We start from the raw sequence: 13,737 nt of genomic DNA, 5'->3' as shown, positions 1-13,737 counted from the left end.
CGGGTGCTGAAGTGGCTTGGGTGTGGGGCGAGTTGGCGGGATCGGTGCTCAGGCCCGGGCGCGAAGGACGTCGATGTTGCCCCAGTTGGTCCGTGCGCGGACCTTGACGGTGTCCTCGGTCTGCTCGGGGGCCTCGGACGCGGCGAGCGCGTTGCGCACCTTCCCGCGGCTGGAGCTGACGTCGAGCCAGGCGGCGGTGCCCTCGCGGATGCCGATCTCGATGGAGCCGTTGGAGGTCTCCAACCGGACTTCGCCACGGGCGACTTCGGAGACGCGGAGATGGCCGTGGGTCGCCGTGCCGGTGACCGACGCCTCGGCGCGCGCGATGTCGATGCCGCCGTGGGCGCCGCTCACCCGCAGTTCGCCGGTCACGGCACCGACGGTCGTGGCACCGTGCGTGTTCTTCAGGACGGCGGGGCCGTCGACGGTACCGATGCGCATGTTGCCGCTGCTGCTGGTGATCTCAGCCCTGCCCTCGACGCGGTCCACGGTGATCGAGCCGTGCGACACGGTCAGCGTCAGCGGGCCGGTGGTGTCGAGGCGGACGTCGCCGGTCGAGGTCTTCACCTGGACCTCGCCGAACCGGCCCTCGCCCACCACTTGGGCCCAGGAACCGCTCAAGTCGATGCGCGAGCCGGTGGGCAGCTCGACCGTCACGTCGACGAGGCCGCTGGGGCCGATGATGCGGCGCTCCTTCGTCCTGATGGTGAGGACACCGCCCGCGTAGGTGACCTCGGTCTGCTCGGCGGCTCGCGCATCCTTGTCCCGCTTCGGGTTGCCGGGCCGTACGTCGACGACGGTGTCGAGGCGGTCACTCGCGACGAACTGGATGGAACCGGCGCCCACATGGGCGGTGACCGAGATCGCTTCGGGAGTCTCGAAAGAAGGCATAGCTGTCCCGTCCTCTTGGTTCGTTGGGGCGTCCCTGCTGGTGGGACGTGGTGTGAGTGCGGTTCTCTCCGGTGGGGCCGGGCTAGCGCACCCAGCCCGTGAAGCTCTGTCCGACGTTCTGGCTCTTCTCCGGCGCGCGCGGCCGGGTGCCGCCGTCGACCGCCGCCGACACGGCGCGCACCAGCCACGCGTTGACCGACAGGCCCTCGCGGTTAGCGGCCTCTTCGGCGCGGGCCTTGAGGTGGGCGGGCAGCCGCAGATTGACCCGCGCGGTGCCGCCCTCGTCCGTGGTGTCGGCCGGAGCCGGAGCCCTGAGCGGCTCGGCGGGCTGCGGCCCCCGGTCCTCATGGGCGACGTCACCGGGCGGCAGCGTCACCACGAAGTCGGGGTCGAGCCCGCGCAGCCGTACGTCGACCGAGCCGGGGGCGAGTTCACGGGTGATCTCGTCCATCGCGGCGGAGAGCACGTTGAGCATGGTCAGTCGGGTCGCCGACTCCAGGGGAGCGGTGAGCCGCTCGGCCAGCTCGCGGGCTTCGTCGCCGCCGGCTTCGGCGGCCACCGCGAGTTCGCGGCGGAGGGTGTCGACATACGGCGTGAGGTCCATAACGCCATGATGGCACCACAATGGCGCCACACGCAAGGCCGAATGGCACCCCGACTGGCATCAGACCGACCGAAGGCGCTCTACCTGCGGAAATGCGACGAGGGCACCCGGAATCATTGTCACTCACACCCCCAGAGAAGGCCAGAGTGGCACCATGTGGCACCACATGACACCACCTCGACGTCACCCCAACTCCACCCGGTGCCACGAGGCGCCACGAGGTGCCACGTGGTGCCCGGTGATGCCACAAAGGCGCCAACGGCGCACGCCTCACCCGGACGCACGCAGCACCCGCCGGGCGCTGTCGACCAGGCAGCCCGGTTCGCGCAGGCGGTCGATGTCGCGGCGGACGGTGCGGACGGTCACCTCCAGCCGGTCGGCGAGGTCGACCTCCTACCGAGCCTCTGCCACCGCACCCCGCGCGAACGCCGACTCGCCTCATCGGACGCCGGCACCTGAGGCCTCATGGAGTGTTTCCGCCCGTCAGGAGTGCCGCGCGGGCCTCGTCCGCCGCGGCCTGCGCGGCGTCGCCGAGCTGCCGGCGCACCTCCGCCCGCCGCAGCAGCGCCCAGGCGTACGACGGCCGTTGCTCCAGGGCCCGGTCCAGCTCGGCGAGGGCCTCCTCGTGGCGGCCCAGGTTGGCCAGCGAGGCGCCCCGGCTCGCTCGGGCGGAGCCGTAGTCGGGCTCCAGGGCGAGCGCGTGGTCGTAGTCGGCGAGGGCTTCCTCGTCACGGCCGGCGCCGCGCAGGGCGTCACCACGCTCGCAGCGCGCCCAGGCCCAGTCGGGGTCCAGGGCCACGGCCCGGTCGAGGTCGGCGAGTTGCCGTACGGCATCGCCGAGGCCGCGGTGGACGCGTGCCCGGCGGACCAGGGCCCAGGGGTAGTCGGGCTTGAGCCGCACTGCCCGGTCGAGGTCGGCGAGCGCGGCGTCGAGCTCGCCACGGCTGTAGTGGACGGCGCCGCGGGAGGCCGCCGCGAAGGCGTCGGCGGGGTTCAGGGCGAGTGCCCGGTCCAGGTCGCGGACCGCCTTGTCGTAGTCCTCCAGTGCGCGGTGGTACTCGCCGCGCAGGGTGAGGCTGTGGGGGTCGTCGGGGGCCAGTTCGAGGGCACGGTCCAGGGCGGTGACGGCCGCGCGCTGGTCGCCGGCGAGGTCGTGGGCGATGGCGCGGGTGCGATGGGCGCGTGCGGCCACGGCGGGGCCGAGCAGGACCTGCCGGCCGTACTCGTCCGCCCCTTCGTCCTGCGGACTCCGGTGCCATTCGTCGGCGCGAGACCGTACCGGAAACCCTGGCTGCGCCTGCTGGGGCTGGGGGCCGTGAGGCTGCGCGCCGGGCGGTGCGCCCTGCTCCTGGCCGGCCGTGCCGCCGAACACCACGCTGCCGCGGGATATCGCCGTGAGATGCACCGCCTGTCCGAAGACCGCCGAATCACGCTCGACTTCGGTCTCCCGCAGCACCAGGTCCAGGGCCGCCGCCGTCCCGCCACCGCCGAGCGCCTCCCCCAGCCGACGCCCCCACTCGGCCACCGCCCTCCTCTCGGCGTCCCACCCCGCCTCCACCAGAACCCACACCCACCGCCCGACGACGGACTCCCCGTGCTCGCAGGCGTCGACGACATCCGTCAGCACGCTCGTCAGCGCCGACCGCTCCCCCGCGCACAGCAGGTGGTACAGCTCCGCGAGCCGCAGCTCCCGCCACCCGTCGTCCGCCCACACCTCCTCGGCGCCGCGCCCCGCCTCGGCCTCGACCCGCCACGCGCGGAACACCGAGGCGAGCGCCTGCTGCCGGGCCGCCCACGCCCTGGGCGCCTGCTGCCGCTGCAACCGCAGCATCGGGGAACGTACGACATCGTGATAGCGGACCCGGCCCCCGCGCTCGCTGACGAACGGCAGGCCCCGCAGCCACGCGTACAGGACGTCCGGGGCGTCCAGGCCGTCCAGGCCGTCCAGGCCGTCCAGGCCGTCCAGGCCGTCCGGTTCGGCACCCGGGGGCTCGACGACCGCACGGAAGACATCCGCGTCCAGCGTCCGTGGCAGCGCGCACGCCAGCGCGACCGAGCGCCGTACCGGGTCCGTCTCCCACCTCAGGAACCGCTCCACGGCCGTGGCGCTGGGATCCCCCACGTCGGTCGGGACGGCGGGGCGGCTCTCCGCGAGCGTCGACACCAGCACCGGCAGCCCGCCGGTGAGGCGCAGCACCTCCGAGACGACCGGTTCGGCCAGCACGCCCTTGCCCGCGAGCAGGTCCCGCGCCTCCGGCTCGGTGAACGGCTGGAGCGGCAGGTCGGTCATGAAGTCGCCGAAGCCGCCCCAGCGGGCGGAGTCGAAGGGGAGCTGGCCGGCCGTCACCACCATGAGTGTGGCGGGCAGCGAGCCGTACCGCTCCGTGGTCATCACGGTGCGCAGCCAGCCGTCGAGGAACCGGCCGGTCCGTTCGTAGGTGTCGAAGAACAGGACGATCCACGGCGCGGCGGACGCGGCCTGGGAGAGTTCGTCCAGCAGCACGGGAGTGAGCACGCTCTCGGGGGCGAGCACGAGCCGCGCGTCCTCGTGGCTGCGGAAGCGGGCGCCGATTCCCGACCTCAACCGGTCGGCGCCCTGGGCGAGTTGGGCGGGGTCCAGCGCGCCCGCGAACGCCCCGATCCCCGGCACCATCCCCAGCCCCACCAGCCCGGCCCGGGCCACCGCCATGCTCGCCGCGGACGGCGTCGGCGTCGGCGCCTCCAGCGGCGGCGCGGTGATCGCGGCCAGCTCCGCCTCGTGCCACCGCTCCCGGTAAGCGGTCAGCAGCCGGTCGAGGTCCTTGAAACGCCGCCCCTGTGCCTCGAACTGACGGCTGATCTCCTCCAGGGCCTCCGGCACGCTCCCCGCGTTCTCGTCGACGTGTGCCGTCAACGCCCCACGCTCGCGGGCGATCTGCTGCAGCTCCCGCAGCAGGAAGGTCTTGCCGACGCCCGCGTTGCCGTGCACATGGAAGAGGAACCGGTGTCGCTCGTCCTCCGGCGAGGTGTCGAAGTTGGCGCGGAACGCGGCCCGTTCGGCGCCCCGGCCCACGAATCCGGCACGGCTGCGCCTGCCGATCAGCTGCTGCATCGACGGCCGCGCCTGCGCCACGCCTGGATCCTCCCGTTCGGCTCTGCCCCACCGTCGTTCATTCTGGCTCAATGGCTATGGGACGGCCCCGTCCGCCGGGGAAGATGACCATCATGCCTACGACACCCCCACGCACCCCCCTTCACCTCGCGGCCACCCTCCTCACCGCGACCGCCGCCCTCTACATCGCCCTCGTCGCCTTCGGGAACATCACCGACTTCGGGACGAACCAGCAGTTCGTGCGGCACGTCCTGGCGATGGACACCACGTTCAAGGACGAGGACCTGATGTGGAGAGCCATCACCAGCAAGGGACTTCAGGACGCGGCGTACATCGCCATCATCGTCTGGGAGACCGTCGCGGCCCTCGTGCTCATATACGGCACCTGGCTGTGGTTCCGCCGCGACGACCTCCGCGCCCGCCGTTTCTCCACCTACGGCCTGCTGATGCTGATGCTGCTCTTCGGCGTCGGGTTCATCGCGATCGGCGGCGAGTGGTTCTCGATGTGGCAGTCAGGGGACTGGAACGGGCTCGACGCCGCGACGCGGGTGTTCCTGCTGAGCGGCGTCGTGCTGATCGTCAACCACCTGCCGCAGCCGCAGCAGCCGTCGGCCTGACCCGTACCCCTATCAATGGCGCAGGGCCCATTTCTGGACCGACTCCAGGGGCCCTGCCGAAAATCGCCGCAGCCACAGCGTGGAGCCCACCATCAGCACCGCGCAGACCCCGGCCCACAGTCCCACGACCCACCACGGGCCGGTGTCGCCGAGCCGTTCCGCCAGGCCCAGTCCGATGCCGTACGAGACGAGCACGCACAGCACGTTCTGCAGGACGTAGCCGGACAGAGCGGTCCGGCCGACGGAGGTGAGGCCCGTCATCAGCGGGCCCGGCCGCCGTACCCGGTCCACCACGGCACCGACCAGCCCGATGTACCCGAGGGCCAGCAGCGGGGCGGTGCCGTACCGGGCCGCCAGGAACAGGTCGGGGCCGCCCAGTGTCGCCGCCACGTTGAGCGGCAGCCCGAGGCCCAGCCCCCACACCAGCAGGCGGGAACGCAGCCGGCGCCCCGTCTCGTCCGCACCGAACGCGCCGGCCCGGAACAGCCGTACGCCCAGCAGGAAGAGGAACAGCAGGAGGAAGAAGGTGAGGACCGGTTCCAGGCGCAGGGCTATCGCGTTTTCCAGACGGAACGCGATCTGGTCCGGGTAGCTGCCGCGCGCGTAGAGGTCGACGACTTCCTCGGAGACGGTTCCGCCGTCGCCGTTGTCCGCCGGGGCCAGGGCAAGGGCGGCTGTCAGCAGGCCGATCACCGTGAGATGGAGCCCCGCCGCCCACCACATCACCCGCCGCTGTGCCCGCTCCGAGCGGGTCAGCAGCCAGGCCACCAGGAGTGCGGTGACCGCGTACCCCATCAGTACGTCCCATGCGAAGACCAGCACGAAGTGCACCGTGCCCTCGCCGAACAGGAACAGCGCCCGCCACCGGTAGCGCCCCGGCCACGGCTGCCCGCGCCGCGCTGCCGAGCCGTACTGGATGGCGAGCCCGACGCCGAACAGGATCGTCAGCAGCGACAGGAACTTGCCGTTCGCCAGCACACCGAACGTGGCCTGCACGGCTGCGTCGGACGAGCCCGACTGCAACGCTCCCCACTCCGCGCCCGGACCGGTGAAGATCCATACGTTGGTCATGAGCGTGCCCAGGATGGCCACCCCGCGCAGGACGTCGAGGAGAGGGAGCCGTCGTCCGGTGGGCGAGGTCAGCGGTGCCGACGGGACTCGCGCGTGCGTGTGCGTCATCCACTCATCGTCACGGCGGCAGCGAGCCGAAACGTCGTGAGCGAAGCCGAATCCGCCGTACATCGAAGGATGCAGCGGACCCCTACTCGACCACGACCACCGACGTACCCGTCTCGCCGAACGACCACAACGCGTCCCCGTCGGCAGCGCGCATCCGCACCCCGCCGGTCTGCTTGCCCGCGGCGGGCGGCGGCGAGGAACCGTCGACGGCGTTGGAGAAGGCTATGGAGATGCCGGACTTCGCGGAGAAGTAGACGATGTTCTCGATCTCCACGCCGTCCGAGCCGGTGGTGGCGTCGAGGCGTGACGACACCGTGTAGCTGCCGGGGTCCGGGCTCACCGTGCCGGGCCAGACGGCGAAGGTGCGGCGGGCCGCGTCGCTCGCGTCGACCAGCCAGACCCGCTTCTGGCCGAGGGAGTAGACGATCCGGCGCCCCGTGCCCGAGTCGTCCGGCACCGCCGCGGGCCCGGCGGACTTTGTCGGGGCGGGGCTCGCGTCCGCCGTCGCCGACGCGCTCGGGCGGGCCGCCGCGGCCGTCGGATGCGGCCCCTTGTCGGCCTGCACGGCGAGGACGGCGACGGCGGCTATCGCGCCCACCGTCAGACCGGTCACCCAGACCTTGGGAGCAGGCACGGCACGCATCTCCTCAGCTACGGAACCCCTCCGGCGGGGGTCGGATCATCGTACCGACCCCCGTGACACGCTCCTCCTCAGTCCAGCACCGGCAGCAACTCCGGCAGATGCCCGTCCGAGGCGGTCGCCGCCCGCTGCCGTTCCTCCGATACCTCGCCGTACAGCGTCGTGCGGGGCCTGGCCGGGCGGCCGGCGGCCTCGGCGACGGCCACCAGGTCGCGTACCGACTTGTAGGAGCCGTACGACGAGCCCGCCATTCGCGAGATCGTCTCCTCCATCAGCGTGCCGCCCAGGTCGTTGGCACCGGAGCGGAGCATCTCGGCCGCGCCCTGCGTACCCAGCTTCACCCAGCTGGTCTGGATGTTGGGGATGTGCGGGTGGAGCAGGAGGCGGGCCATGGCCGTCACCGCGCGGTTGTCGCGGGTCGTGGGGCCGGGGCGCGCGATGCCCGCCAGGTACACCGGCGCGTTGGTGTGGATGAACGGCAGGGTCACGAACTCGGTGAAGCCGCCCGTGCGTTGCTGGATGCCGGCCAGGGTGCGCAGGTGGCCGAGCCAGTGGCGGGGCTGGTCGACGTGGCCGTACATCATGGTCGAGCTCGACCGGATGCCGAGTTCGTGCGCGGTCGTGATCACCTCGATCCACGTCGCCGTCGGCAGCTTGCCCTTGGTGAGGACCCAGCGGACCTCGTCGTCGAGGATCTCGGCGGCCGTCCCGGGGATGGAGTCCAGGCCGGCCTCCTTCGCCGCCGTCAGCCACTCGCGGACGGACATGCCGGTGCGGGTGGCCCCGTTCACGACCTCCATGGGCGAGAAGGCGTGCACATGCATGCCGGGGACGCGTTCCTTCACCGCCCGCGCGATGTCGAAGTACGCCGTCCCGGGCAGGTCCGGGTGGATGCCGCCCTGCATGCAGACCTCCACCGCGCCCACGTCCCAGGCCTGCTGGGCGCGGTCGGCGACCTGGTCCAGGGAGAGGGTGTAGGCGTCCGCGTCCGTCCTCCTCTGCGCGAAGGCGCAGAAGCGGCAGCCGGTGTAGCAGACGTTGGTGAAGTTGATGTTCCGGGTGACGATGTACGTGACGTCGTCGCCGACCGCCGATTTACGGACGTCGTCCGCTACGGCGCACAGCGCGTCCAGCGCCGGGCCGTCCGCGTGCAGCAGTGCCAGCGCCTCGGCGTCGGTCAGCCGGGTCGGGTCGTCGGCGGCGACGCGCAGCGCCTGGCGGACGTCCGTGTCGATGCGCTCCGGCGCCATGCCGGGGGCGGCCGCCTCGCGCAGGGCGCCCCAGTCGCCGTACACCTCGTCGAAGTCGTCGCGGCGGTCGGACGTACGGCCCTCGGTGTCGATGGTGCGGTGCAGGTCGGTGCGGCCGGACGCCTCGAAGGCCTCCTCCGGCTCCTGCCACGGATGGCCCTCGACGGTCGCGTCCGGCAGGGCCAGGCCCGTCTCCGGGTCGGCGAGCGCGCGGACGTGCGGGCGCAGCCGCGGGTCCAGCCAGGGCTCGCCCCGCCGCACGAACTCCGGGTACACGCAGAGACGTTCCCGCAGCGCGAACCCGGCCGCCGCCGACCGCTCGGCCAGCTCCTCGATCTGCGGCCACGGCCGCTCGGGGTTGACGTGGTCGATGGTGAGCGGCGATACCCCGCCCCAGTCGTCGATGCCGGCGCGGATGAGCCGCTCGTACTCGGAGTCGACGAGGTTGGGCGGGGCCTGCAGGCAGGCGGACGGGCCCATGAGGAGCCTGGCCACCGCCACCGTGGCGACCAGTTCGTCGAGTTCCGCGTCCGGCATGCCGCGCATCGCGGTGTCCGGCTTGGCGCGGAAGTTCTGGATGATCAGTTCCTGGATGCCGTGGTAGGCCCGGGAGACGCGTCGGAGCGCGAAGAGGGACTCGGCCCGCTCCTCGTACGTCTCGCCGATCCCGATCAGGATCCCGGACGTGAAGGGGACGGAGGAACGGCCCGCGTCCTCCAGCACGCGCAGGCGGACGGCGGGTTCCTTGTCCGGGGAGCCGTGGTGCGGGCCGCCGGGCTCGGACCACAGACGGGTGGCCGTCGTCTCCAGCATCATGCCCATCGACGGGGCGACGGGCTTCAGGCGCTGGAAGTCGGTCCAGGTCATGACGCCCGGGTTGAGGTGCGGGAGGAGTCCCGTCTCCTCCAGGATGCGGATGGAGATGGCGCGGACGTAGGCGATGGTGTCGTCGTAGCCGTGCGCGTCGAGCCACTCGCGCGCCTCGGGCCAGCGGTCCTCCGGCTTGTCGCCGAGGGTGATGAGGGCTTCCTTGCAGCCGAGGGCCGCGCCCTTGCGGGCGATGTCGAGGACCTCGTCCGGGGACATGAACATCCCGTGCCCGGCGCGGCGCAGCTTGCCGGGGACGGTGACGAAGGTGCAGTAGTGGCACTTGTCCCGGCACAGCCGGGTGAGGGGGATGAAGACGCTCTTCGAGTAGGTGATGACGCCGGGCCGGCCGGCCGCCTCGAGGCCCGCGTCACGCACCCGCCCCGCGGACGCGGCGAGGTCGTCGAGGTGCTCGCCGCGAGCTTGCAGCAGAACCGCCGCTTCTGTCACATCGAGGGCGACGCCGTCCCGGGCGCGTTTGAGGGCGCGACGCAGGGAGTTCTCGGTCGGGCCAGGTGTCGAGCCGGTTCCGGAGGTCGCGGAGGTCGTCATCCTTCGAGCATACGGTCGGGTTGATCAGGGCCGGGAGGTCGGTCGAGGAAGGCTTGACAGCCGTCCAGCGCCCGCAGAACCTCCGCCTCGCCCGCCGGAGGCAACTGCACTACGACCTCTTCGATCCCCAACTGCGCGTAGTGCGCCAGCTTGCCGGGGGTGGGGAACACGGCGTACGGCACGACCTGCAGGGCGTTCGGGTCGCGGCCTGCGTCGGACCAGACGGTGCGCAACCGGGGGATGGTTTCGGACAATCCTCGGCCGCCGATCGGGAGCCAGCCGTCGGCGTACTCGCTGATGTGCGCGAACAGCTTCGGCCCTGCGGCACCGCCGATGAGCGTACGCGGGCCGTTCACCTTGGGACCACGCGGCTTCTGCACCGGTTTGGGGTAGGCGAAACTGGCACGTACGGCACCGAACTCGCCCTCGTACGCGGTGGGTTCGTCCGCCCACAACGCCCGCATCAGGGCCATCCGGTCCCGGACGAGTTCGCGGCGCGTCCGCCACTCCACCCCGTGGTCGGCGGCCTCCTCGACGTTCCAGCCGAAGCCGAGGCCAAGGGTGAAGCGCCCGCCGGACAGGTGGTCCAGGGTCGCGATCTGCTTGGCCAGGTCGATCGGGTCGTGCTGGGCGACCAGCGTGATGCCGGTGCCGAGGCCGAGCCGTTCGGTGACGGCGGCGGCCTGGCCGAGGGCGACGAAGGGGTCGAGGGTGCGGCCGTACTCGGGCGGCAGGTCGCCGCCGGCCGGGTACGGGGTGGTGCGCTCGACGGGGATGTGGGTGTGCTCGGGCAGATACAGCCCGGCGAACCCACGCTGCTCCAGCTCACGGGCGAGCCGGATCGGGGTGATGCTCTCGTCGGTGAGGAAGATCGTGACGGAGATGCGCATGACTGCATCTGTACCGTTCCGAGGGTCGGGTGTCCATACTGACCGGTCGGCACAGTTGGCGGTGTCCATCCGCTCCTCCGCGGACCGTGAGCGCGGGCTCTCGTCGGCTGACGCGCCGCGCTCCGTCACCCGGCGCCCTCCGCGGAGGGCGTCCCCCGGCCGTGCCGGACGCCGGTCGGTTCGGGGCCGTCGATGCGGGTGACCTCGGGGGCGTGGTGACTGCGGCTCAGCAGCAGGCTCCACAGGGTGCTCCAGGCGAACAGGACGGTGGCGACGGCGGTGGCGGCCATGGTCAGGAACGCTCCACGTCCGCGGTGGACCGGAGCCTCAGCCGCAGTCGCGCCCCGCAGTGCTCGCAGCTCTCGGTGGACTCGCTCGGCCGGTCGGCGAACCGGTCCAGGCGTCCCGTACCGGCGTTGGTCAGGGTCGTCGTCCGCGTGCCGCCACGCCGTGGTGACGCAGGACGGACGTATGCCTGACCGCGTACCGGAAACTGTCCGAAACCCCACTCGCCACAGCGGCTCCCCCTCGCTCGACGCCCGCTGATTTCCTTCCCGCCCTTACCAGTTCACCCCCACGGGGAACGCTCACCGGCATGTGTGATGACGACGCAAGACTCGGAAGACGCGCCCTGTTCGTGACGGGCGCCGCGGCCGCGCTTACGTTGGGAAGCGTGACCTTTGCGAGAGGGGCGGACGACATGCACGACGCCGAGACCCGTACGGTACGCGGGACTCTGCCGCCCGGTTCGCCTGATTTCGTGTACGTACCCGTCGAAGTCCCCGACGGTGTGCGGGAGATCAAGGTCTCCTACACCTACGACCGCCCGTCCGTCCCCGCCGGCACCCCCGGCAACGCCCTCGACATCGGCATCTTCGACCAGCGCGGCACCGAGCTCGGCGGTAGGGGGTTCCGGGGCTGGTCGGGCGGTGCGCGCACGGAGTTCTTCATCCGCGCCGAGGAGGCGACGCCGGGCTACCTTCCCGGCACGATCGAGGAAGGCACCTGGCAGATCGCCCTCGGCCCGTACACGGTGGCGCCGCAGGGCCTCACCTACGAGATCGCGATCACCCTGACGTACGGCGAGCAGGCGGAGGCCGTCGAGCCGACGTACCCGCCGGAGCGGGCGAAGGGCCGGGGCCGCGCCTGGTACCGGGGCGACTGCCACCTGCACTCCTGGTACTCCGACGGCCGCCGCACCCCGGCGGAGATCGCGGCGCTGGCCCGCGAGGCGGGCCTGGACTTCATCAACAGCTCGGAGCACAACACGCACTCCGCGCACGCGCACTGGGCCGACGTGGCGGGCGACGACCTGCTCGTGATGCTGGGCGAGGAGATCACGACGCGCAACGGCCACGTGGTGGCCCTGGGCGTCGAGCCGGGCACGTTCATCGACTGGCGCTACCGGGCCCGCGACAACCGCTTCGGCAAGTTCGCCCGCCAGATCCGCCGTGCGGGCGGCCTGGTCGTCCCCGCCCACCCGCACGCCACCTGCGTCGGCTGCAACTGGAAGTTCGGCTTCGGCGAGGCCGACGCGATCGAGGTTTGGAACGGCCCGTGGACGCCGGACGACGAGGTGTCCCTCGCGGACTGGGACAGCATGCTGGTCGCGTCGGTGCGCGAGAAGGGCCGCGACTGGATCCCGGCGATGGGCAACAGCGACGCCCACCGCAGCCCCGACCCGGTCGGCTCCCCCCAGACGGTCGTCCTCGCCGACGACCTGACCCGCGAGGCGATCCAGGAGGGCATCAGGGCGGGCCGGTCCTACATCGCCGAGTCCAAGAACGTCTCGCTGTCGTTCACCGTCTCGGGCGGCCGCGGCGAACAGGCGGGCATCGGCGAACGGCTGGAGGCCGACCGGGACACCCCGGTGACGGTACGCCTGAAGGCGTCCGGCGCACCCCGCTGCACGGTCCGCTTCGTCACCGACCAGGGCGTACTGTTCACGAGCGCGCCGCTGCCGGTGTCGGGGTCCGGGGTCGTGGAGTGGCGTACGACGCCCTCGTACGCGGCGTACGTACGCGCGGAGTTGCGGCACGAGGCGGCGGTGGGGCCGTTGCCGGGGGCGTTGGCGGCGTTCACCAACCCCATCTTCCTGGGGCGCTCGTAGCAGCCGACGGCGCCGGGCGGCGCGCCGCCACATCGGGGTGCCCATGAGAGGGCAGCCGAGCCCGACTACGCCGCGGACGTGAAGAGCTCAGCTTCTCCTCCGAGTGCCCGGGGTCGACGCTGACCTCTCAGGCGATCAGCCCGGAAGCGTCGGCCTCGCGCCGCCCGCCCCCACGCCGTGATCATCACGGCTTGAACCCGGACGGAGTCTCGACCCGAAACGGGCGCTAGCAGTCGCGTGAGGTGATGTCAATGCCCGACTCGCGCGCAAATGTGTGACGGATCATCAAGCCAGCCCCCCGATCGGCTCAACCAAACCCCAAGCTCCCTCTGACTGCGCTTTTCTGACGCTCCATCAGGCACAAGCGTCCGGGCATCCGTGCGCCCGATCGGCCCCTTTTCGAGGCCCCCCAAACTTTCTGAGGTGGCGACAAAATTAAGCATCAGTATGTTCATTCGTAGTCGGCCAGGCCCGGTCGACACGCCGGAGAGATGGAGCAAATGCCTGTGAAAAGAAGAATCGAAATGCGTACGCGCACCGTCGTCGCGATCGCATTGTCGGTCGGCGTCACCGTCCTTGCCGCCACCAGTGTGAACTACGCTTCCGCTTCCAGTCCCGTCGTGAAGTCCGCCCCGTCGGTCCAGAAGGCCGACGCCTCTGTCCCCCAGGGAGGCGACGGCCAGACGCAGTACGACTACCAGAGGGACCATCGCGGAAACTTCCGGAACGACGATCGGGGACAGATCCACGTCAACGAGCGAACGTTTTCAGCCGAGCAGGGTGTGTGCACCGCTGTGATCAGTAGTCCCGCGACCAGCTTCAACGTCCGAAACGACAGCAATAAGACCATCGAATTCTTCACGGGGATTACCTGCGACAACGGGGCTGCAATTGCTACTATCGGGCCCCGGAACTCCAGCAGCGCAATCGCCGGCACGCCGGTATTCGACGGGATGGTCGTGCCATTCGCGCTTGTCGGCAGCTTCCGAGCAATCGACAAGCATCACCACTGACGCTCACCTCGACCAGGGACGGCGAAAGCCCGG

The 13,737-nt window shown here is 71.4% G+C and carries 11 protein-coding genes and 1 pseudogene; 3 read left to right on the top strand and 9 right to left on the bottom strand.

All coding sequences use genetic code 11. The features are described 5' to 3' along the window. Positions 1–48: 48 nt before the first annotated feature. From ACIBAG_RS05850 to ACIBAG_RS05835, 4 genes and pseudogenes are all read right to left on the bottom strand, one after another. The gene (locus tag ACIBAG_RS05850; protein ID WP_399101372.1) at positions 49–891 is read right to left on the bottom strand and encodes a DUF4097 family beta strand repeat-containing protein; all 843 of its coding nucleotides are present in this window, start codon (positions 889–891) and stop codon (positions 49–51) included. A gap of 82 nt (positions 892–973) precedes the next feature. Further along, entirely contained in the window at positions 974–1,495 is a 522-nt protein-coding gene (locus ACIBAG_RS05845; protein WP_399101370.1) for a toxin-antitoxin system HicB family antitoxin, read from the bottom strand. Between the two features lie 297 nt (positions 1,496–1,792). Next, positions 1,793–1,882: pseudogene (locus tag ACIBAG_RS05840) on the bottom strand (helix-turn-helix domain-containing protein); the annotation flags it as partial. Between the two features lie 76 nt (positions 1,883–1,958). After that, complete coding sequence (locus ACIBAG_RS05835; protein WP_399101368.1) at positions 1,959–4,607, bottom strand: tetratricopeptide repeat protein; 2,649 nt, start codon at positions 4,605–4,607, stop codon at positions 1,959–1,961. Between the two features lie 92 nt (positions 4,608–4,699). Between ACIBAG_RS05835 and ACIBAG_RS05830 the strand changes: the two genes are divergently transcribed. Next, positions 4,700–5,203 (top strand): DUF2165 domain-containing protein, encoded by a 504-nt coding sequence (locus ACIBAG_RS05830; RefSeq protein WP_399101366.1) that lies wholly within the window; start codon positions 4,700–4,702, stop codon positions 5,201–5,203. A gap of 12 nt (positions 5,204–5,215) precedes the next feature. Here ACIBAG_RS05830 and ACIBAG_RS05825 read toward each other — a convergent pair whose 3' ends face one another. The 5 genes from ACIBAG_RS05825 to ACIBAG_RS05805 all read right to left on the bottom strand — a co-directional run bounded on the left by ACIBAG_RS05825 (position 5,216) and on the right by ACIBAG_RS05805 (position 10,871). After that, entirely contained in the window at positions 5,216–6,382 is a 1,167-nt protein-coding gene (locus ACIBAG_RS05825; RefSeq protein ID WP_399101364.1) for a DUF418 domain-containing protein, read from the bottom strand. An 82-nt stretch (positions 6,383–6,464) separates the two neighbouring features. Beyond that, positions 6,465–7,025 carry a hypothetical protein gene (locus ACIBAG_RS05820; protein ID WP_399101362.1) on the bottom strand — a complete coding sequence of 187 codons (561 nt, stop codon included), beginning with the start codon at positions 7,023–7,025 and terminating at the stop codon, positions 6,465–6,467. 68 nt (positions 7,026–7,093) lie between these two features. Further along, positions 7,094–9,691 carry a bifunctional FO biosynthesis protein CofGH gene (locus tag ACIBAG_RS05815; protein WP_399101360.1) on the bottom strand — a complete coding sequence of 866 codons (2,598 nt, stop codon included), beginning with the start codon at positions 9,689–9,691 and terminating at the stop codon, positions 7,094–7,096. Beyond that, entirely contained in the window at positions 9,688–10,581 is an 894-nt protein-coding gene (locus ACIBAG_RS05810) for an LLM class F420-dependent oxidoreductase (protein ID WP_399101358.1), read from the bottom strand. Before ACIBAG_RS05810 ends, ACIBAG_RS05815 begins: the two co-directional genes overlap by 4 nt. 125 nt (positions 10,582–10,706) lie before the next feature. Then, entirely contained in the window at positions 10,707–10,871 is a 165-nt protein-coding gene (locus ACIBAG_RS05805; RefSeq protein WP_399101356.1) for a hypothetical protein, read from the bottom strand. Positions 10,872–11,176: 305 nt separating this feature from the next. Here ACIBAG_RS05805 and ACIBAG_RS05800 point away from each other — a divergent pair, with 305 nt between their 5' ends. Together ACIBAG_RS05800 and ACIBAG_RS05795 are read left to right on the top strand one after the other, a co-directional pair. Further along, positions 11,177–12,691, top strand: a complete 1,515-nt coding sequence (locus tag ACIBAG_RS05800) for a CehA/McbA family metallohydrolase (protein WP_399101354.1) — start codon at positions 11,177–11,179, stop codon at positions 12,689–12,691. A 524-nt stretch (positions 12,692–13,215) separates the two neighbouring features. Then, positions 13,216–13,704, top strand: a complete 489-nt coding sequence (locus ACIBAG_RS05795) for a hypothetical protein (RefSeq protein WP_399101352.1) — start codon at positions 13,216–13,218, stop codon at positions 13,702–13,704. The last annotated feature ends 33 nt before the right edge of the window (positions 13,705–13,737 follow it).

This window comes from Streptomyces sp. NPDC051243, from assembly GCF_044455405.1.
In the GTDB taxonomy this organism is placed as follows: domain Bacteria; phylum Actinomycetota; class Actinomycetes; order Streptomycetales; family Streptomycetaceae; genus Streptomyces.
Note: the sequence above shows the minus strand (reverse complement) of the source record. Positions and strands in the feature narration are given on the sequence as shown.